Origin of the sequence: Marinobacter oulmenensis, assembly GCF_014201735.1 — a bacterium.
In the GTDB taxonomy this organism is placed as follows: Bacteria; Pseudomonadota; Gammaproteobacteria; order Pseudomonadales; family Oleiphilaceae; genus Marinobacter; species Marinobacter oulmenensis.
On sequence record NZ_JACHFE010000006.1, the window covers coordinates 91,375 to 110,371 of the forward strand.

General features: G+C 60.2%; 20 protein-coding genes. 6 read left to right on the forward strand and 14 right to left on the reverse strand.

The window, feature by feature from the left end; translation table 11 throughout:
• Window positions 1-6: 6 nt before the first annotated feature.
• The 3 genes from HNR38_RS12180 to HNR38_RS12190 form a co-directional block, all read right to left on the reverse strand.
• Window positions 7-3,330, reverse strand: coding sequence for an alkaline phosphatase family protein (locus HNR38_RS12180; RefSeq protein ID WP_183704556.1), 3,324 nt, complete (start codon window positions 3,328-3,330; stop codon window positions 7-9).
• Window positions 3,331-3,438: 108 nt separating this feature from the next.
• Window positions 3,439-3,582 (reverse strand): DUF3096 domain-containing protein, encoded by a 144-nt coding sequence (locus HNR38_RS12185; RefSeq protein ID WP_183704558.1) that lies wholly within the window; start codon window positions 3,580-3,582, stop codon window positions 3,439-3,441.
• Between the two features lie 17 nt (window positions 3,583-3,599).
• A complete protein-coding gene (locus HNR38_RS12190; protein ID WP_183704561.1) occupies window positions 3,600-3,803 on the reverse strand; it encodes a DUF3185 family protein in 204 nt (67 codons plus the stop codon).
• A gap of 255 nt (window positions 3,804-4,058) precedes the next feature.
• Between HNR38_RS12190 and HNR38_RS12195 the strand changes: the two genes are divergently transcribed.
• Window positions 4,059-5,375 carry a methyl-accepting chemotaxis protein gene (locus tag HNR38_RS12195; RefSeq protein WP_183704563.1) on the forward strand — a complete coding sequence of 439 codons (1,317 nt, stop codon included), beginning with the start codon at window positions 4,059-4,061 and terminating at the stop codon, window positions 5,373-5,375.
• Between the two features lie 61 nt (window positions 5,376-5,436).
• On the opposite strand, the gene codA is transcribed toward HNR38_RS12195, so the two are convergent.
• From codA to HNR38_RS12230, 7 genes are all read right to left on the reverse strand, one after another.
• Window positions 5,437-6,696 (reverse strand): cytosine deaminase, encoded by a 1,260-nt coding sequence (gene codA / locus HNR38_RS12200; RefSeq protein WP_183704565.1) that lies wholly within the window; start codon window positions 6,694-6,696, stop codon window positions 5,437-5,439.
• 30 nt (window positions 6,697-6,726) lie between these two features.
• Entirely contained in the window at window positions 6,727-7,347 is a 621-nt protein-coding gene (locus tag HNR38_RS12205) for a PucR family transcriptional regulator (RefSeq protein WP_183704567.1), read from the reverse strand.
• Entirely contained in the window at window positions 7,348-8,631 is a 1,284-nt protein-coding gene (codB, locus tag HNR38_RS12210) for a cytosine permease (protein WP_183704569.1), read from the reverse strand.
• A 218-nt stretch (window positions 8,632-8,849) separates the two neighbouring features.
• On the reverse strand, window positions 8,850-9,956 hold the full coding sequence (locus HNR38_RS17570) for a diguanylate cyclase domain-containing protein (protein ID WP_183704571.1): 1,107 nt from the start codon (window positions 9,954-9,956) through the stop codon (window positions 8,850-8,852).
• A complete protein-coding gene (locus HNR38_RS12220) occupies window positions 9,956-10,417 on the reverse strand; it encodes a hypothetical protein (protein ID WP_183704573.1) in 462 nt (153 codons plus the stop codon). The genes HNR38_RS17570 and HNR38_RS12220 overlap by 1 nt, the downstream gene beginning before the upstream one ends.
• An 87-nt stretch (window positions 10,418-10,504) precedes the next feature.
• Window positions 10,505-10,918 (reverse strand): alternative ribosome rescue aminoacyl-tRNA hydrolase ArfB, encoded by a 414-nt coding sequence (arfB, locus tag HNR38_RS12225; protein ID WP_183704575.1) that lies wholly within the window; start codon window positions 10,916-10,918, stop codon window positions 10,505-10,507.
• A gap of 73 nt (window positions 10,919-10,991) precedes the next feature.
• Window positions 10,992-11,786: an SDR family NAD(P)-dependent oxidoreductase gene (locus HNR38_RS12230; RefSeq protein ID WP_183704577.1), complete on the reverse strand. Its 795-nt coding sequence runs from the start codon at window positions 11,784-11,786 to the stop codon at window positions 10,992-10,994.
• Between the two features lie 361 nt (window positions 11,787-12,147).
• On the opposite strand from HNR38_RS12230, the gene HNR38_RS12235 reads away from it, so the two are divergent.
• Complete coding sequence (locus HNR38_RS12235) at window positions 12,148-12,471, forward strand: hypothetical protein (RefSeq protein ID WP_183704579.1); 324 nt, start codon at window positions 12,148-12,150, stop codon at window positions 12,469-12,471.
• Here HNR38_RS12235 and HNR38_RS12240 read toward each other — a convergent pair.
• Together HNR38_RS12240 and HNR38_RS12245 are read right to left on the reverse strand one after the other, a co-directional pair.
• Window positions 12,459-13,886 (reverse strand): ATP-binding protein, encoded by a 1,428-nt coding sequence (locus HNR38_RS12240; RefSeq protein WP_246362675.1) that lies wholly within the window; start codon window positions 13,884-13,886, stop codon window positions 12,459-12,461. The two genes, HNR38_RS12235 and HNR38_RS12240, sit on opposite strands and share 13 nt — an antisense overlap.
• 5 nt (window positions 13,887-13,891) lie before the next feature.
• The gene (locus HNR38_RS12245) at window positions 13,892-14,617 is read right to left on the reverse strand and encodes a response regulator (protein ID WP_183704583.1); all 726 of its coding nucleotides are present in this window, start codon (window positions 14,615-14,617) and stop codon (window positions 13,892-13,894) included.
• A gap of 225 nt (window positions 14,618-14,842) precedes the next feature.
• On the opposite strand from HNR38_RS12245, the gene HNR38_RS12250 reads away from it, so the two are divergent.
• Window positions 14,843-15,190: a hypothetical protein gene (locus tag HNR38_RS12250; RefSeq protein WP_183704585.1), complete on the forward strand. Its 348-nt coding sequence runs from the start codon at window positions 14,843-14,845 to the stop codon at window positions 15,188-15,190.
• Between the two features lie 60 nt (window positions 15,191-15,250).
• Window positions 15,251-15,775 carry a cytochrome b gene (locus HNR38_RS12255; RefSeq protein WP_183704586.1) on the forward strand — a complete coding sequence of 175 codons (525 nt, stop codon included), beginning with the start codon at window positions 15,251-15,253 and terminating at the stop codon, window positions 15,773-15,775.
• Window positions 15,776-15,815: 40 nt separating this feature from the next.
• On the opposite strand, the gene HNR38_RS12260 is transcribed toward HNR38_RS12255, so the two are convergent.
• Both HNR38_RS12260 and HNR38_RS12265 read right to left on the reverse strand, forming a co-directional pair.
• Window positions 15,816-16,475 carry a DUF2238 domain-containing protein gene (locus tag HNR38_RS12260; protein WP_183704588.1) on the reverse strand — a complete coding sequence of 220 codons (660 nt, stop codon included), beginning with the start codon at window positions 16,473-16,475 and terminating at the stop codon, window positions 15,816-15,818.
• Between the two features lie 77 nt (window positions 16,476-16,552).
• The gene (locus tag HNR38_RS12265) at window positions 16,553-17,425 is read right to left on the reverse strand and encodes a DUF72 domain-containing protein (protein WP_183704590.1); all 873 of its coding nucleotides are present in this window, start codon (window positions 17,423-17,425) and stop codon (window positions 16,553-16,555) included.
• 170 nt (window positions 17,426-17,595) lie between these two features.
• Between HNR38_RS12265 and HNR38_RS12270 the strand changes: the two genes are divergently transcribed.
• Window positions 17,596-18,294 (forward strand): crotonase/enoyl-CoA hydratase family protein, encoded by a 699-nt coding sequence (locus HNR38_RS12270; protein ID WP_183704592.1) that lies wholly within the window; start codon window positions 17,596-17,598, stop codon window positions 18,292-18,294.
• A 122-nt stretch (window positions 18,295-18,416) separates the two neighbouring features.
• Entirely contained in the window at window positions 18,417-18,983 is a 567-nt protein-coding gene (gene efpL, locus HNR38_RS12275; RefSeq protein ID WP_183704594.1) for an elongation factor P-like protein EfpL, read from the forward strand.
• Window positions 18,984-18,997 lie beyond the last annotated feature (14 nt).

Sequence of the window (18,997 nt, forward strand, 5' to 3'; positions counted from 1 at the left end):
CACCAATCAGCGGGTTTTAGGAAAATCCTTGTCGTAGGGCACGGTCAGCGTCGGTGTATCCTTGCGGGCCTCATGCTCGGCGAAGACCGACTCGAATGTCGGTACGCTGGTTATCCGGTCCCCCAGTCCCCAGGTCGCCCGGGAAACGCCGTACCAATCCAGAAGTGTGGCGGCAAAGGAGGTGGCGTCGAAAGCCTGGCCGCTATCACTGCGCAGGACGGTCCGGGGCTTGATCCAGGGCGAGGCAAACACCGCCGGAACCCTGGGACCCATCAAGTCAAAGCCGAAGCCGTCGGCCATGTCTTTCGGCCAGGGCTTGCGCACGTAAGAGGGAGGCTGGTGATCAAACAGGCCGCCATTCTTGTCGAAGGTCACCACCAGCAGTGTTTTTTCCCAGACTTCCGGTTTGCTGCTCAGTGCCTGGTAGATGTCGTTGAGGGCGCGTTCGCCGGGAACAACGGACGCCAGTCCCTGGGACGATGAGCCCGGATGGTAGGAGGTGCAGTCCGCGCCCTCCCAGGCCGGTTCCAGATAACTGAAGCGGGGCAGGGAATTGTATTTGATGTCCTGGTAGAACTGCTGCAGTGGCGCAATCCATTCGGAACTGGGCAGGTCGTAGCCGTCACTGGCATTGAGAACCGCCTTGGCCCAGGCGGCATCCACCTCGGGTATCTGTCCCTTGAGATAGAGCTGGTGGGTGAACACCGCCTTTTTCCAGAGAATGCTGTAATAGATTTTCCAGTCACGGTGGCCGTGGCTCCAGAGGGCTTTCCAGATGGATTGCCGGTGGGGGCTGTCGGGCCAGTCCTCATAGGGCTTGCCACCCTCCCAGGTGCCCAGCCGGTTATAGGCGGAGCCGCTGACCGAGAAGCCCCGGTTGACGTCGGTGCCCCCGGGCAGGGAACTGAACCAGTCATCACTGACGCCATAATGACTGGCCAGACCGTTGAGGACTGACAGTTGCTGGGGGGTGAAGCTGGAGAGAACCGCCGCGCTGTCCTGGTTCCAGGCAAAGCCATCCATGCCCGGTGTCTGTTTGCAGGCGTAGCCCTCATAGCCCCGGAACATCTGCATCAGTACATCGCTGTTGTCGTGCCAGGGGTCCTGGGCAGGGCCGCCCAGGACGAAATCGTTGCTCAGTTCTCCTTTCTGGTACTGACTGACGAGGGCTTCGGTGCCGTCCGGCAGGCGGTTGCTCATGGTGCTGTCCAGCCCCCGGAAACCGTCAGCCTGTGGGCCGATCCAGTTCAGGCTGTCTTTCTGCCCCCGCTCATAAAGCCAACCCAGAACGTTGTCGAACGAGCGGCTTTCGAGCATGTAGTAGACCACGTGCTCGATTTTCCCGCGCATGAACTCGATGGTACCGGGCGTTTTGGCCCTGGTCTCATTCGCCGGTTGGCTGGGGATGGCGCCGAACAGGGAGGCGTGAGGTTCGAACCCTGCCGGCAATGGACAGGTGGCCACGGGCTCGTGCCCCAGGGGATTGGGGCTGGTCGCGTCGAAGTGCCAGATGTGACAGTCCCCGGCACTGTCGGCCGGCTTCCAGGTGACGACGTGATCACCGATGACGGCCATGGCATCGGTTTCGTCAATGGCCGACCACTGGCCTTCCTGGATGGTCGGCAGTGCCAGCGGTGGCGCGGATTGCGGGTCAAAGCTCCAGACCCGGTAGCTGCTGCCCTTGCGATCCAGCACATAATTGCCAATGGGGTAGAGTTCCCGGTCGGCGGCGATGTCCCGGAACCCGCCGCTCTTGAACTCGCCGGCAGACAGGCAGTCGTATTCCGCCTCGGGGTCAAAGCTCCAGAGCTGGTAACTGCGACGCCCGGCGGCGGGAATGATGCTCAGGACATAGCCCGGCAGCCCGATCAGTTCGATCTGGTTAAAACCCGCGCCGAAGTTGGGGCGGTAGTCGCCGAAGAATTTTTCCTTGTCCCAGGTGCCATAGGCCAGGGTTTCCTCTGCCAGGGGATTGCCGCTGTTGCGGTCATATCGAATCACCCGGTAGTCAATGGTGTCGTCGTCAGAGCCGGGCGGCGTCCATTCAATCAGGTAACCGCCGACCTGCATTAGCCGCCGGTTGGCGGGCACGGTGGCGTTGTCCGCCATGGGTATTTCCTGGAAGGCCTGGTTGGCCTCCGGGGTGAAGGCATAGGCCGTGTAACGGTCCGACGCCTGGTGTCGCATCAGGGCAAAGTCGTGAGCCTGGCTCTGGGCCTCGGTGGGGGTGAAGGAATTGTTGTCGAGGCTGAATTCCTCGTTCTGCTCTTTCATGATGTTGAGCAGGGCCTGTTCCTTGTCTTTGCGGACCGTGCCGCTATCGCGATCCCAGCCCCATTGGGTTTCCAGGTCGGCCAGCACCTTGTGGGGATCATCCGAGGGATGCGCCGACATATGCGCCTGCCAGCCAGCGGCAATCAGGTCCTGACAGATGACGTGGATGGGCGGTGGATAGTCGCCGTTGGGCTTGCAGGCATCACTCAGGGGCAGGTCGGTGTCGTACAGGTATTCACTGGGGTGGTTGGCGCACAGGACCCAGGTTTTGGGGGCGGGCTCGTGAGCGCTGTCTTCGAGAACCGTCAGCTCAACAATATCCAGTGTGTCCGGGGTCTGCGCCAGTTTGAAGGCCTGGGCCAGCCATTTATGAACCGGTTCGCCATAGGCCACCATGGGCTGGGTCAGGTTGCCTCCGGTCTCCGGCAGTGGGCGCAGGTAGTTGCGCAACTGGGCTTTGGCGTAGGGAATAAAGTCTTCGTTGTAATCTGTCAGCGCCTCGCCGGCACCGCCCGGCGCAGCGATGGGCGCGACATCAACAATGCGTTCGACGGTGGTATTGTCGGTACCGTTGAACCCGTTCTGCGCCAGCAGGCATTCCCAGCGCCGGTTCGTAGGGGAGTACAGGTAGTTCTTGTAGGTGAACGTTTCCAGGGGCGGAAAGTGGAGCAACTGGATGGATTTGACGTTGGCCATGGCCAGGCCGAACGGCAGCAGGAATTCCCAGTCCTTGCGGGCGTCGTAAGGGATGTCGTAATAGTTGCCGAGGGCTTCCCGCCCGGCGGCAATATAGCCGGGCACCAGCGTCTCGTAGGCGGAGACATCGTCGCAGGGACTGGTGATTTTCAACCGGTACTGCCCGTTGCCGTTGCGGTAGGCCTGCGCCCAGGACCCGTAGTACAGGTCCCGCTGGAGTGTCTGGCTGAACACGAAGGTGATGGCGTCCTCCAGCCGGGGGCTGTCGTCACCGAATCGGAAAAGGGCCTCTATTTCGTGGTGGTAGCCCAGGGGGATATCCACGCTGGTGCGCCGGGCGCTCGTCTGTGGGTTCAGCACAACCGTCTCCTTGTTTGTGGTTATTGATGCTGCCGGGCAGGGAGCGCCTCGGGTCTGTGTGCGGGCCTCAGTGGGCGGTTCGCCCACTGACAGTCCGGGTCGTCGGGATTACATCGGGTGACCGAGCAGGCCAAGCACTCCGATCACAATGAGGTAGCCTGCTACGATGTAGTTAAGCAGCTTGGGAAACACCAGTATGCCGATACCGGCGCCCAGGCTGATCAGGGGGGCGAGTTGGAGATGCAGTGTCATAATGGCTCCCGGGCTATCTATTTCTTGAGGAAGGTCAGGAAAACTCCGGCGACCGCAGCCGCAGCGCCACCGATCAGGTACCACATGGTTTCGTCGGAAAAACGGCCGGTCAGGGTTTCGGTCACCTGGCCCCCGAGGGATTGGGTGGACTGGTAGCCGAAGTAGAGCAGGCCAATGCCGACCACAAGCAGAATGATACCGACAAGTCTGGTGCTTCCCATTAATGGATTCCTTGTGAATGAAGTTGATTGTCTTTCAGTCCTGTTAAGACTGACACCTGAAGCGCCGACCAGCAAGAAAGGTTTTATTTCCTAATGGTAAACTTTCCGAACATAATTTGGCTCTGTTCGCTCAAGTTTGGGGGATTGAACCCGATAAAAATACTGAGGCATAAATCAGGGATTTCCTGAACCGTTTTTCAGTGGGTGTTCGTATTACGATACCGACTCTATCGGCTTACTAAAGGCGTGCTGTTAATGTTTGGAAAAAAGCTGCACCAGGAAAACGCTGCTCTCAAAGAAGAGCTCTACATGCTGCAACAGCTGTCGGACGAGATTTCCCAGGAAACCATGGTCCTGTACCTGGACGCAGCCGGTAAAATTACGGCCTGCAACGAGATGTTCCAGAAGGAATTTGGTGTTTCAGCGGATGAACTCAATGGCCGGCACGCCCGTGATCTGGTTCCGGAGTATGACCGCAATACCCAGCACTTCGAGCACATGATGAATGCCCTGAAGGAAGGGCGGGTCTGGTCGGGAGCCTGGCAGGCCCAGAATCCCGGTGGCAGCCAGTTCTGGCTTCGGGTCCTGATCTGCCCGATCAAGACCGGCAACGGGAAACTCAGCCACTTCACCCTGGTCGTGAAGAACCTGACACGAACGATCGAAGCCTCCAGAGAGCATGACAACCTGATCCGGGCCATGCAGCGCTCCACCGCGGTGATCGAATTCGACATGGACGGGTATGTGCTGCACGCCAACCAGCTCTTCCTGAATGCCGTGGGATACTCGCTGAATGAAGTGAAGGGCAAGCATCACCGGATCTTCTGTCCGCCCGAGGTGTATGACTCGCCGGAATACGAGGAATTCTGGGCCCGGCTGAAACGCGGGGATTTCGTGGCGGATCGTTTTAAACGTATCGGTAAACACGGTGATGAGGTCTGGCTGGAGGCATCGTACAACCCGCTGATGAACTCCCGTGACCAGTACTACAAGGTCGTCAAGTTTGCCACGGTGATTACCGATCAGGTGCGCCAGGAACAGGAAGTGTCCAATGCCGCAGGCGTGGCTTTTGAAACGTCGAAGGATACGGATGCCAGCGCTGTTCGTGGAATCGAGGTCATGGTAAAGACCGCCGAAGTGATGCAGGAATTGTCGGATCAGATGAATGAAGCCGTGGCTGGAATGGGCAAGCTGGACCACCAGTCCCAGATGATTGGCAATATCATTCAAAGCATCAGTGGCATTGCCGACCAGACCAACCTGCTGGCCCTGAACGCCGCTATTGAAGCGGCGAGGGCGGGTGAGCATGGTCGTGGTTTTGCGGTGGTGGCGGATGAGGTCAGGCAACTGGCGTCCCGCACCACGGCGGCGACCGAAGAGATTGTTGGCGTGGTGAATGAGAACCAGGAGCTGACATCCAATGCGGTCTATACCATCGAGTCCGGTAAGGCCAAGGCGGAAGATGTGCGCGCCCTGGTGCATGAGGCCAATGAGGTTATTCATGAAATCCAGGAAGCGGCCCGCAAAGTGGTGGATGCGGTTTCCCAGTTCTCTAACCAGTACGGTGAATAACCCAGGCAATTTATACACAGAGCAGCCCCGGCGAAGGGCTGCTCGATTACCGCATTAACTGCTAGGGCAGCATCAGATCGGCCTGCCGGTTGTCGGCGGCCCTTTCGACCAGCAGCTTTCCATCCCTGACTGAAGCCAGTACCGGGCTTTGTCCCAGTAGAACCTCGTAAGGCGTCTGACCCTGCAGCACCACGCAGCGGGCGGGCCGCCCTTGTGCAATGCCGTAATGATCCAGATTCAGCGCTGCTGCGCCGTTATCGGTAATCATCTCCAGGCATTGTTCGATACGGTTCATTCCAAGCATGTGGCAGGCGTGCAGGCCCACATCCAGCGTGCGCAGCAGGTTGCCATTGCCCATCGGATACCAGGGATCACGAATCGAGTCCTGGCCAAAGGCCACTTTCAGGCCGGCGTCAAGGAGTTCCGGAACCCGGGTAATACCCCGGCGTTTGGGGTAGCTGTCGAACCGGCCCTGCAGGTGCAGGTTTTCGGTGGGCATGGACAGGAACCTCAGATCGGCCTTCTTCAGCAGCCGGAACAGGCGACTGCAGTAGGCATCGTTGTAGGAACCCATGGCGCAGGTATGGCTGGCCGCCACCCGTGAACCATAGTCCAGTCGTAATGCCTCCGCTGCCAGAACTTCCAGAAAGCGGGATTCGGGGTCGTCGATTTCGTCGCAGTGGACGTCCACCAGCCGATCGTGGCGGTGAGCCAGTTCGACCAGCCAGCGAACGGACTCCGCGCCATAGTCTCGGGTGAATTCGAAATGGGGAATCCCGCCAACAACGTCGGCGCCGAGCCGGATGGCTTCCTCCATCAGTTCCCGGCCATTGGGAAAAGACCAGATCCCCTCCTGCGGGAAAGCCACGATCTGCAGATCGACGAACCCGGCCACCTGTTCACGAACCTCCAGCATGGCCTTGAGTGCAGTCAGTTGGGGGTCGGTCACGTCAACGTGGGTCCGCACGTACTGAATGCCATGAGCCGCAAACAGCTTCAGGGTCTGCGTCGCTCTGTGCAGGACATCGTCACGGCTCAGGCTGGCCTTGCGCTCGGACCAGCACTCAATGCCTTCGAACAGGGTGCCGCTCTGGTTCCAGCGGGGTTCGCCCGCAGTCAGGGCGGCGTCCAGATGGATATGGGGCTCGACAAAGGCAGGGCACACCAGATTGCCGTCGGCATCGAGCTGGCCGTCGATTGCCTGCTGCGCACCGGGCTGAGAGCGGATGCTTGCAAACTTCCCTTCCGACAGGGTGAGTGTGTGGAGTCCTTCCAGGCCCTGCAGACGGGCGTTGATAATGGCATTGACGGTTGCTTTCATGATGTCTCCAGACAGTTGGCCCACTTGCTTTCAACGCGAGGACAACAAGTGGGCCAGCAGTAGTGTCTTAAATGCTTCGTTCCCGTGCGGGTGCTGCACGGAACGGTGAATATGGTTCATCCGGTTGCGGATGGTGTTGCGGTGACAACCCAGGGCATCGGCCATGGCACGCTGGTTGCCCCGGCAGGTGACCCAGGCTTCCAAGAGGTCGGCATTTGTGGCCAGTAACCCGGGTTCCGGCGGCAGTTCCCCGACGATCTCCGACTGGACTATGGCGCGGCTGATTGCCTCGGTTACTTCCACCATGGGCAGCGAATAAGGTTGCTCGAACAGAGGCATGGACAATTCATCGGCCAGGCGGCAGAGCGCGTTGGGCAACTGGCCGATGTAGGCCTCACCGGTCAGCACGACCAGCCCGGAGATGCGGCATTCCCGACCTTCGTACAGGCACTCGGCCAGGTTCTCGGGGCTGCGATGCCGGCTGATGCCGGTTACGAAAACCAGTTCGCCGCCTTTTACCCAGCGTTGAAACGAGCGGTTTTCCGCAACGTATGGCCAACGTATCGTGTTGTCGGCAGCGGCGCCCCCGCCCCGGAGGCGTATCGCCTCCAGGCCGGGGATTGCGGGCATGTCATGACAGTGCAGAGGCATTCAGGCGGTTCCCATCACCTGGGCGCGGCGCTCACGCACAGCCTGGCCGACCACCAGGACAATGCTGTAGGTCAGTGCTGCTACCAAAACCCCTACAATGGGGGCAATCCACGGTGAGGTGTACGCAGCCGCAGAGCCCACCGCATAGGCCAGCAGACCGGGAATGTTGAACGCCGGCAACGTGGTGTTCTCAAGGGCCGGATATTGGCGTTTATAGCCAACGAAATAGCTTGCCATAATGACGCCGCCAATGGGTGGAATAAAGGTGCCCAGAAGCACCAGGAAGGGAATCAGCCATTCATACATTCCCAGCACAGCCAGTACAGTGCCAATGGCTGCACCGCCGATAGTTACGCTTTTGCGCCGACGGGTCCGGAGCAGGTTGCAGCCGGCCACCGCAAAGTTGTAAACCGTGTTGTCCTGAGTGGTCCACAGGTTCAGGAACAGCATCAGGATGCCCAGTGTGGCCAACCCCTGAGCGACCATGATGTCGACAATATCCGCCTGCTGGTATACAAGGGCGCCAAAGGCCCCGATCAGGGTCATCAGGCCATTGCCCAGGAAGAACGCCAGGAGCGTGGCGATCACGGCGGTTTTCCCGGATTTTGCGAAGCGTGTCCAATTGGTGGCCTGGGTTCCGCCGCTGACAAAGGTGCCGAAGACCAGGGTGATGGCTGCGGCCATGGTCATGTCGTCGGTGGGTGTAATCGCCAGAAGCCCGCTGATGCCGCCGGCATCGGTAGTGGCAATGCTCATGCTTACGGCCACCAGAACAATCATGGCGGGGACTGCGAATCGGGAGAGCCATTCCAGTCCGCGGTAGCCAATAAAGGCGGTGATACAGAAACCGAATCCGAACAGAACCATCAGGGGCGTTGTCAGGCTTTCAGGCATACCGGTCAGTTTAACCAGCAGTATGGCCATGGTGGCGGTGCCCCAAGCATACCAACCGATCTGGGTGAAACCGAGAATGAAATCAGAGAGTTTGCTGCCCACTTCGCCAAAGGTGAAGCGACTCATCAGAGCGGTATTCAGGCCCGTTCTGGCGGCTATATAGCCCAGTACGGCGGCGTAGAGGCCCAACAACAAGTTGCCGATGGCGAGCACGATCAGCATGGTGGAAAAATCAAAGGCTACGCCAACGCTGCCGCCAGCCCACATGGTGGCGGTAAAAAAGGTAAAACCCAGCAGCACCAGCCCCATGGACCAGACGCTTTTGCGCTGATCCATGGGCACCGGACTGAGGGGATAATCCTGTTCTTTCGGGGTGGGGGCAGTGCTCATGGTGGTCGCTCCGTGTTGTTGGTTAACACGAAGGCGAATGGCAACCTTTATGCCATCCTGAGTTATAGCCAGGGATCATGCCGGCAGCCGCGGGAAGGAATTGTGCATTTTGAACAATTGGGGTGCTGGCGGCCTAGGGGGTGCGCAGCTCATGCATGGTTCTGGTGCGATTGTCCCCGGGTGTCGCCGTGATGGTGCGGCCCCGGCGGTGCTGTTGTTCAGAACAGCTGGTCGCGACCGGACTGTTTGGCCTGGTAGAGCTGGCGGTCTGCCATGGCAATGATGGCTTCCGCGTCCGGGCCGCTGTCGCTGACCAGCGCGATGCCGGCGCTGGCGGTAAGGATGCCGCCGATGCCTTCGGGGTGTGCAATGCCCAGTGCGCGGACTCTTTCAAGCACCCGCTCAGCGATACGCTGGCCCTGTTCCCGGTCGGCACCGGCCAGCAGAATGGCGATCTCTTCCCCACCGTAGCGGTACAGGGTGTCGCCAGGCCTGAGGGCGCCGGCAATGGCGTTCACCACATCTTTCAGGGCGCGGTCGCCCTGGGGATGGCCCAGGGCATCGTTATACTGCTTGAAGTAATCTATGTCGCAGAGCACCAGGGAAAACAGTTGTCCATGGGCCCGGTATTCCGCGATGGCGGCTCGCAGATCCTGATCCAGGGCGCGACGGTTCAGTATCCCGGTCAGAGGGTCGTGACTGGCACGATGCATCCATTCCAGCTTGTCGTGCAGGTCCCGGGTGTAGGCCCGGCGCTGGCTTTCATGCAGAGCCCAGAAACCGAAGCCGGCCAGGCATCCGGCCAGAGCCCACCACAGCAGCATCCTGCGGTTGTTCTCGATTTCTTCCAGGAGCATGAGGGCCACCCGTGTGCGTTTTGCCTCCTGGCCGGCCTCAATGTCACTGACACACTGGATGACTGGCAGCAGCAGGGATGCGGCAAGTTCATGGGAAACCGGCGCCCCGGTGGCCAGTGTGCGATCCAGTCTGTCGAGCCGGTCCAGGGTGCCCTGAGCACAAGGATACTCATCCAGGTAAAGCGGCACATTGAGCAGACCGTAAACAATGTTCAGCTGCTGGCTGATAGCCGGGTAATGGGGATGCTGCGGGTTCTCGGTGAGCAGCGTTTCCAGGCTGTTCTGGAGCCGCTCCCGGGCGCGGGTGGCCAGCTGTTTGTCGGTCAGTTTGCCGGTGTTATTGAAATAGCGGCTGACCTGGGGCTGGCCCCATCCTGCTTCGTAGGACAGCACGGCAAACAGCAGGGCGAAGCAGAGGATGCTTAGCCAGAGCCAGCTGATGTGTCGGCGCCAACGGGGAGATTTCACTATAAAGCCTCAATACTCTTCAACATCCAGACCCAAAGGTTGAAGCTGCGCAGGTGCTCCGGATTACGGTCGCCGTAGTCCCGTTCCACCAGGCGCACCGGCCCCTGCTGTCTCAGGGTCAGCGGCTCACCGTCTTCGTGGGTCACCAGAACCCAACTGCCGGACGCCCAGTCGTCGAGCTCGATAATGTAGCCGTCGTGGGCTTCGAGCCGGATGCGTTCCGGCACGCGGCCAATCTCACGGGCCAGCAGATCCGTCAGCGCGATACCCCGGATGGTAACGTCCCGGCCACGATAGGGTGCATAAAAAGTAAATTCCAGGTCCGCCCGCTCGCGCAGCTCGGTAATGGGCAGATCTATCCTGCGGTCGCCATCCACGATCAGCAGGGAGTCAACCGATGCCGATACCCAGGGCGCAAAAACAGCCAGCGCTGACATCAGTACCGCCGGGAAAAGTCGCATGGAATGTGCCTCTGAAAAATACAAAGGATATAGAGTAGCGCAAAGTCGGGGCGGAGGTATTGAATTAGGCCCGATTTCTTGTGGGCGCTAGAGTTTGACTTTCCCTCGAAGCGCCTTGGTCTGGCCGCGCTGGGTTTTCCTGTCCATACGGCGTTTGCGCGCCGTTTTCGACGGGCGGGTGGGGCGCCGGGCCTTGTGCTGTTTGACGGCCTCCTGAATCAGCGACTTCAGTCGCTGAAGGGCGTCCTCCCGGTTCTGTTCGAGGGTGCGGAAAGACTGGGCCTTGATAATGATGATGCCGTCTTTGCTGATCCGCTGATCGGACAGCGCCATCAGACGTTCCTTGTAGAACGGCGGCAGTGTGGAATGAAGAATGTCGAAGCGCAGATGCACCGCGGTTGCGACCTTGTTCACGTTCTGGCCGCCCGCCCCCTGGGCACGGATCTGGGACATGTCGATTTCCCAGTCAGCGAGCTCTACGTTGTTGGAGATCTTGAGCATGTGATGTCCGGATGGCACAGAGGGGAGCCGTGGCGGCTCCCCTCTGGCGTTTTAGCGGCCTGTTGGCGTTGCCTCAGGCCATGGTGTCAACGATACCGCCTTCGACCCGCAGGGCGGCGCCGGTGGTGGCGCTTGCCTGGGGTGAGGCCAGATAGACACTCATGTTAGCGACTTCCTCCACATCTGCAATGCGCTGGATGATGGAGCTTGGCCGGTTTTCCTTGACAAAGTTGGCGCCGGCCTCTTCTTCTGAGACGCCCTGTTCCCGGGCGATGTTGGAAATCATGTTACCCACGCCTTCCGAGTTGGTGGGGCCGGGCAGTACCGCGTTGACGGTCACACCGGTGCCCGAGAGTACCTTGGCCAGGCCGCGGGAGATGGACTGCACGGCTGTTTTGGTCATGCCGTAGTGCACCATTTCCGACGGAATGTTCAGAGCGGATTCGCTGGACAGGAACTGGATTCTGCCCCAGTCGCGCTCCTTCATGCCCTGGGCATAGTGGCGGGACAGCCGCACGGCACTCATCACGTTAACGTCGAAGAAGTGCTGCCAGTCATCGTCGGTGATGTCGAAAAACGGCTTGGGCTCAAAGATACCGACGTTGTTGATCAGGATATCGCAGTCGGGTTTCTGGCGAATCAGTTCGTTGCAGCCTTCGGCCGTGCCCAGATCGGCGGCCACACCGTCAACGCTGGCACCAGGAACCTGGTTTTCGATGGTTTTTATAGCGTCATCCACACGGGACTGGGTGCGCCCGGTCACAGTGACCGCGGCCCCGGCATTGGCAAGCCCCTTGGCGATCGCCAGGCCGATCCCGGCCGTGGAGCCGGATACAATTGCGGTTTTTCCTGTCAGGTCGATTTTCATAGCGGGCTCGCTCCTTTTTCGCGGATTGCTCATTCAACCGATTTCTTGCCAATACCTCAAAGATGGGGACAGGCATCGGGTGCTTAAACCCTGAGGCCTCACGGCGACCGTTACAGTATGTATAAGTGACCGGAAGTTGGTGCTTTTTTCGTCTGATCAAAAACCCTTCAGTTTGCTGGAAGTCGCCAATGTGAACGCCTGGGAACACCTATCCTGCAATTGCCAACAAAGTTATCCACAGGTTTTGTGAGTAAGTCTTTTGCCACCCGCGGGAACCGGATGGCGGTACGCCAACTGGCCCGCACCAAGGCCTTTCCGGTACCATCCGGCACATTCCCCAAGGCTCAGGAGACTCGCTGACATGGCTGAAGAACCGCTCAAATCCCTGTCTGACATGGCCAGCGAGGCTCACGCCCGCATTCAGGCGACGCACCAGCACATCAATCCCGTGGTGGAGGTGCGTCAGGGCATGCGCAAGTCGGGCATTCCCGCCGATGTGATGACCATCGACTGTCTGCGCACCCGCCGGCGGATCACCCTGATCCTGCATGACGGTCAGCCGGGCGTGTTTCTGTACCAGTTCGTGACCATTGACGACGAAGTGGGTAATGACTTCCAGCAAAAGCCCATGTCCGAGATGAGCACGCAGTTGCTGTTTGACTGGATGGAGGATTACTTTGGCTGAACCGGTTCCCTTTCCCTTGGCAGGGTAACCACAACCTCCAGCCCGATCCCCTCCGGACCACTGTCCAGCCGGATATCGCCGCCCATGCCACGGATCAGCGTCCGGGCAATGGCCAGGCCCAGGCCAGCGCCGCCGGTGTCCCGGTTACGGGAATGCTCCAGCCTGTAGAACGGCTGGAATACCTGTTCCCGTTCGTTCGGGGGAATGCCGGGGCCACGGTCCACAATGCTGATGACCGCGTCAGAGCCAGTGGTCGCCAGGCTGACGCTGGCTTCATCGCCGTAATTCACGGCGTTCTCGATCAGGTTTCTGATGGCCCGTTTCACCGCTTCCGGCTGACCCTGCAGAACGCAGCGGGGGCTGTCGGTGAACGAAACCGCCAGTCCGGTTTCCTTGAGGTCGTCGCACAGGCTGTCCAGTAGGGTGGACAGGTCATAACGGCGATGCTGTTCGGTGGTGCTGCCGCGAATGAAGTCCAGCGTTGCTTCCGCCAGATGCTGCATGTCCTGGAGTGTTTCCAGTAGCCGGGTCCGATCCTCGCCCTCGGGCAGCATTTCCACCCGCAGGCGCATGGAGGTGATGGGCGTGCGCAGGTCGTGGGCCAGTGCGGCCAGCAGGCGTTCCCGGTCTTCCTGGGCACGGCTCACCTGGTGCTGCATCTGGTTGAACGCCCGGGTGACTTCACGGATGTCTTCCGGTCCCCGCTCCTCGAGAGCGACCTTCTCGCCACGGCCAAAGGCGTGAGCCGCCCGGCTCAGCTCATTCACCGGCCGCAGCAGGTGGCGGATGGCCAGCAGAAGCGTGACAACCAGCAGCAGCGCGGTAATCCCGACACTGGTCAGTGTGGCCTTCAGCCAGAGCCAGGACGGTGCCGGCGACTGTGCGCTGGCGTTGAACCACTGCCCCGATGAGAGGGCGAGCGAGGCACTGATCACCGGTGGGCAATTGCCTTCCCGGCGGTGTTCGTCTTTCTCGTGTTCATCATCCTCATCGTGGTCGTCATCGTGCCGGCGAGATTCGCCATGATCCTCTTCGTGTTCTTCCTCGCGGAAGGCCGAACAGTCGTGCCCCTCGCGTTCCAGCCGGGTACGGACATGGTCGGTCTCAAGGCCGGCCGATCGGGCCAGTTGACGCCGGATGAAAACGTCCCGGCTGTGGTCGAGCAGCGGTTCCGGGTCGACGCTCAGGCGCAGGGTCGGGCTGGACAGAGCCCGGAGCACCTGAGGACGGCGTTCCTCGGGCGTGGTGTCGAGCAGGGTATAGGCATCGGCCACCCTTTGCAGAACATGCTCCAGGCTGGCGGAGCGTAGCGCTCCCTGGCGCTCATCGGCCAGAATCCAGATGGTGATAGCCTGGGCAATTACCAGCACAACCACCAGAAGGAAGGCGAGTTGCCCGGCAGTGCGTCTGGGCATAAGGGTCATTCCGCTGCCCCTTCCACGTCAGCGATCCACTGGTAACCGCCGCCCCAGATCGTCTTGATCAGGCGTGGGTGGCGGGCGTCCGGATCCATCTTCCGGCGCAGGCGGCTGACGTGGTTGTCGATGCTGCGGTCGAAGGCGTCGGCCTCCCGGCCCCGGGTCAGGTCCATAAGCTGGTCCCGGGACAGCACTCGCCCGGCGTGTTCCAGGAAGGCCAGCAACAGGCGGTATTCCGCGGTACTCAGCGACACTTCCACGCCCTCTGGGTCGGTCAACTGGTGGCGATCCACATCCAGTGTCCAGCCATCAAAACGCAGGTTGCGTCCGGCCATGGGCGCACGCTGGGGCGGCAGGGCGCTTGCGCGGCGAAGCACCGCCTTGATCCGGGCCAGCAGCTCCCGGGGGTTGAAGGGTTTGGTGAGGTAGTCATCGGCGCCCATTTCCAGGCCGATGATGCGGTCGGTTTCCTCGCTCATGGCGGTCAGCAGGATAACGGGCAGTTCGGTGTGCTCGCGCAGGTAACGGCACAACGTGAGCCCGTCGTCTCCCGGCATCATGATATCCAGCACCACCAGGTCCACAGCGTGGTCTCTGAGCTGGCGTTTCATGGTAACGCCGCCCTCGGCCAGCAGGGTGCGTATGCCGTGCTCCTGCAGGTAACGGCTGACCAGGTCGCGGATATCACGGTGGTCGTCGACCACCAGGACTGTCGGTGACTCGCTCACGAATGTCTCCATGGATCATTGATGGACCTGATTATAGAGAAGCCGGGGCCGCTCTTGGGAGCGAGGTTGTCAAAAAGCATCCCGATGGGCGTGCCTGCGACATTTTGCGACAAAACCGACCCGGTATCGGGACAATTTTGCGACGTTTGCCTGCTCCAATAATCATCGACGAACGACACCCCTCTCATCGGTCGTCAGCCATTGTGTTTAACAAGGAGTTCGATCATGAAGAAGACGACAACCGTTGCCGCGCTTTCTGCTGCCGCTCTGCTGGCCAGCGCTCCGCTGGTGGTGTCTGCCAGCGACAATTACCGGGAAGCTGGTGAACGCTACGAGCATCGCAGCGACCGCCTGATGGCCAAATCCGACCTGAAACAGTACAGCAGCGACGAACTGCGCATCATGGCCTACGGCCAGGCGCTTCGCCGGTACGGTCCGGGCGTTGAGGTGACCGTGGATGAAACACCCGACGGCACCTATCGGGTGCAGCTTCGGGATGCCGAGCAGAACCTGATGCGGGAACAGGAGTTCAACCGCTATGGGGCACCTGTGCGTGGTGGCCGGCACGACTGAGCGTAGCCTGCATCCCCGGGGCCCGACAGGCCCCGGCCAGGGAACTCAAGGAGATGTGTGATGACAATGTTGGACTCTGAAAACCGCTATGGGGTTGTTTCCCGTGGGCTGCACTGGGTCATGGCGATTCTGCTGCTGGTCATGCTCAGTACCGAGGTCTGGTTCGAGGGACTGGAGCACCAGGTTCGCGAGGCCGATCTGATGGTCTGGCATCAGACCCTTGGCCTTATTATCTTTGCCCTGGTGCTGTTCCGCGCCCTGTGGCGCTGGCTGAACCGGTCCCGCCTGGCGCCGCCGGCCCACTGGGCCACCATGGCCAGACTGGGACATATCGCGCTCTATGCACTGATGATTCTGATGCCATTATCCGGCGTTGCCACCTCCCTCGGGGAGGGCGATCCGGTCAGTTTCTTCGGCCTGATGGTGTTTGCGCCCGGGCCTGAAATCGAACTTCTGGAAGAGGTCGGCGAAGACCTGCACGAGGTTCTGGCCAATGTGCTCTGGGTGATGATTGGTGTGCATGTGGCGGCGGCCCTTGTTCACCAGCTGTGGTTGGGGGACCGCCTGATGAAGCGGATGGCCTGAGCGAACGCCCGGCCCTGCACGGGGCCGGGCAATCTTCCCGTCAGTGCCGGAAAAACCGGGGATTGCGGGAGACAAACGCATCAATCCAGCGTTCAAGGAACGACTGCCTGCCCGGATGTTTGAGGTAACGCCAGCCTAGAAACGACACTACGAAGGCGCCGATACCATCGACGATCAGGTCCCACATGGTATCGGTGAGGCCGGAAGGGTCGCCCAGCATGGGCTTCTGCATGTTCATCCCGAACACCGAATCCATGGTGAACTCGAAAATCTCCCAGAGCGCCCCGACACCGAGCGCAAACAGAAAGGCAAAGAAGGCCACAAAGCCGGGCTTCATGTGCAGCTGGATCTTCTCGGTTTCGTTCATGATGTGCACCAGCAGGAAACCGAAGATCCCCAGCAGGAAGCCGGAAGTGGTATGCAGGGCCATATCCCACCACCAGAAACGGGTGTAGTAATCCCGGATCTCTCCAAGGAAAAGCGAAGCAAACACAAAGCCAATGGCTGCCAGCTGGAGTTCCGGCGGGATATGGATCCGGAAGCGGCGCTCGAACACAACCGGCATGAAGGTGATCAGAATGATCATGCCGGTCAGAAAGGCGGTAAACCAGCGCTGACCCCAGAGCGCGAAGGCGGCCTCTGCCATCAGGATCAGTTGCAGCAGTGCGGTGATTCTCTGGTGTGTAATCCGGATTCGCATGATGGGGTTTCCTGGCTCGACAGATCAGACCCTAACATATTGCCATTGCCCGCCGTGGCGTATACAAACCACAACCGTTACTCCGGGCCGCCAAACAGCCCCAGCTGGGGCTCGGGTTCCAGTTTCAGGGCAGGTGCATGCGGCAGGTATTCGGCCAGCATGGCACTCCATAGTGCCGCCAGGGACAGGGCGTGGCTGTTGTCCGGCATGTGCATGAACACGAACGGGCGCCGTCCTTCCCGGACCCAGTCACTGACCCGTTGCAGCCAGGGCTGCAGGAAACGGCGATTGGTTTCCAGGTCCGGATGACCAATGTAACGGACCACCGGTTCGGGCTCTTCAGCCGGCAGGATGTGAACCGGCACCCGCGGCTTTTTGCGCTGTGCGTCCCGGGTGATGTCATTGTCCGGAGCCGCGCTGAACAGGGCCCGGCTGTCCAGGCAGACCCGGGCGATTCCCCGCTCCCGCAAGCCACGGTTCAGGGCGCGCTCCGCCTCGCCTTTCTCGAAGAATGACGGGTGCCGGAATTCCACCGTGCAGGTTAACGGGGCGGGCAGGGCGTCGGTGAAACGCCAGAGATTCTCCAGGTGCTCGGGGCCGAATGCTGCCGGTAACTGAAGCAGGAAGGGCCCCAGGACATCCTCCAGGGGCGCCACGGTTTCCAGGAAATCGGTTATCTCGGAGGCCGGCCCGGCAAGCAGTTGCTCATGACTGATTCGCTGGGGAAATTTCAGCAGGAAGCGGAAATCATCCGGGACCTGCTGGCGCCACTGGGCACACTGGGCCTGGGTGGGTGTGGCGTAAAAGGTGGTATTGCCCTCCACGCAGTTGAACAGCCGGCTGTACCGGGCCAAAGGGCTGGAAGCCGGCGGCAGCTGGCGATTCCAGGCCGGGTCCTGCCACTGGGGGCAGCCGAGGTAATAGGGCAGCGGGGTAACGCGCTCGTGCATGGTCCTGCCGTTGGTCTTGAAAAGGTTAAACTAACGCATTTCCGGTCAAAACAGTACAGCCTGGACCGGAATCGCGCATACGGGATTGCAACTGATGGCGAGGTCACAGACAATTCCTTCAGAATAAGTAAACAAACACTCACTTTATCTGTGCAAGAGAGGACATTCCGGTGACTGATCCCGTAAGTTACGAACTGATCGATGGCGTTGCCACGATTACCATCAACAACGGCAAAGCCAATGCCCTGAGCCACGACGTGTTTGAATCGCTGAATGCCGCTCTGGATAAAGCCGAACAGGACAAGGCCATTGTCATCCTGACCGGCCAGCCAGGCATGTTTTCCGGGGGCTACGATCTCAAGGAAATGCAGAAGGGACCGAAGGAAGCCATGGCGCTGGTGAAGGTCGGCTCCTCCCTGGCCCGCCGGCTGTCGGCGTTTCCGCTGCCGGTAATTGGAGCCTGCAGTGGCCACGCCATTGCCAAGGGTGCGTTCATTCTGTTGTCCGTGGATTACCGGATCGGTGTGCAGGGCAGCTTCAAGCTGGGCCTGAACGAAGTGGCCATTGGCATGACCATGCACCACGCCGGCATTGAGATTGCCCGGCACCGCCTGGCGCCGTCCTATTTCTACCGTTCGGTGGTGAACGCGGAGATTTTCAATCCGGAAGGTGCGGTTTCCGCCGGTTTCCTGGATGAAACCGTGGCACCGGAGCAGTTGCTTGATCGTGCCCGGGCCGTGGCCTCACAGTTCGGCCAGTTGAACCTGCGGGCGCACAAACAGACCAAGCTGAAAGCGAAGGCCGAGTACCTGGCGTTGCTGGATCGCTGCATTGAGCAGGATGCCGAACAACTCGGCCTGGGCGGCTGAGCCCTGAACCGCCGGGTATCAGAGGGGCGAGACTCTCGATTCCCGGCGGGAGTCATGGTATACCAGCGCTCCTATCTCCAGAGTGATTCAGACACTCCCCAACTTTTCAGGAAGCGGATGCCATGCCAAAAGCGAGCGACATCAAGAAGAACCAGGCGGTCGAGTACGAGGGCCGTGTCTATTTCGTCAAGGACATCGAACGTTCCGTGCCCCAGGGCCGGGCCGGCGGCAGCCTATACCGCATGCGGATGTACGATGTGGTGACCAACCAGAAGCTGGACCATACCTTCAGGGATTCCGACATGCTCAACCAGGCCGACCTCGTGCGTCGGCCTGCCACCTTCTCCTACAGCGACGGTGACGAGTACTTTTTCATGGACTCGGAGGATTTCAGCCAGTACCTGCTGAACCGGGAGGCCATTGAAGACGAGTTGCTGTTTATCAACGAGGATACCGAAGGCCTGATGGTCATTCTGGTCAGCGACAGCCCGGTGGGACTGGACCTGCCACCCACGGTGGAGCTGACCATTGAGGAAACCGATCCGTCAATCAAGGGTGGCTCGGCGACGGCGCGCACCAAACCGGCGCGGCTGACCACCGGCTTGGTCGTCCAGGTGCCGGAGCATATTTCCACCGGTGATCGCATCAAGATCAACGTGGAAGAGCGCCGTTTCCTCAGTCGCGCCTGATCTGCCGGCAACGG

Bases quoted from the DNA above. Each gene is read 5' to 3' on its own strand.
- arfB (WP_183704575.1), bottom strand. From the start codon at position 10,918: ATGCTCAAGATCTCCAACAACGTAGAGCTCGCTGACTGGGAAATCGAC.
- HNR38_RS12190 (WP_183704561.1), bottom strand. From the start codon at position 3,803: ATGGGAAGCACCAGACTTGTCGGTATCATTCTGCTTGTGGTCGGCATT.
- HNR38_RS12265 (WP_183704590.1), bottom strand. From the start codon at position 17,425: ATGCACGAGCGCGTTACCCCGCTGCCCTATTACCTCGGCTGCCCCCAG.
- HNR38_RS12220 (WP_183704573.1), bottom strand. From the start codon at position 10,417: ATGCGACTTTTCCCGGCGGTACTGATGTCAGCGCTGGCTGTTTTTGCG.
- HNR38_RS12205 (WP_183704567.1), bottom strand. From the start codon at position 7,347: ATGCCTCTGCACTGTCATGACATGCCCGCAATCCCCGGCCTGGAGGCG.
- HNR38_RS12195 (WP_183704563.1), top strand. From the start codon at position 4,059: ATGTTTGGAAAAAAGCTGCACCAGGAAAACGCTGCTCTCAAAGAAGAG.
- HNR38_RS12255 (WP_183704586.1), top strand. From the start codon at position 15,251: ATGACAATGTTGGACTCTGAAAACCGCTATGGGGTTGTTTCCCGTGGG.
- efpL (WP_183704594.1), top strand. From the start codon at position 18,417: ATGCCAAAAGCGAGCGACATCAAGAAGAACCAGGCGGTCGAGTACGAG.
- HNR38_RS12240 (WP_246362675.1), bottom strand. From the start codon at position 13,886: ATGCCCAGACGCACTGCCGGGCAACTCGCCTTCCTTCTGGTGGTTGTG.
- HNR38_RS12185 (WP_183704558.1), bottom strand. From the start codon at position 3,582: ATGACACTGCATCTCCAACTCGCCCCCCTGATCAGCCTGGGCGCCGGT.
- HNR38_RS12235 (WP_183704579.1), top strand. From the start codon at position 12,148: ATGGCTGAAGAACCGCTCAAATCCCTGTCTGACATGGCCAGCGAGGCT.
- HNR38_RS12230 (WP_183704577.1), bottom strand. From the start codon at position 11,786: ATGAAAATCGACCTGACAGGAAAAACCGCAATTGTATCCGGCTCCACG.
- HNR38_RS12250 (WP_183704585.1), top strand. From the start codon at position 14,843: ATGAAGAAGACGACAACCGTTGCCGCGCTTTCTGCTGCCGCTCTGCTG.
- codB (WP_183704569.1), bottom strand. From the start codon at position 8,631: ATGAGCACTGCCCCCACCCCGAAAGAACAGGATTATCCCCTCAGTCCG.
- codA (WP_183704565.1), bottom strand. From the start codon at position 6,696: ATGAAAGCAACCGTCAATGCCATTATCAACGCCCGTCTGCAGGGCCTG.
- HNR38_RS12260 (WP_183704588.1), bottom strand. From the start codon at position 16,475: ATGCGAATCCGGATTACACACCAGAGAATCACCGCACTGCTGCAACTG.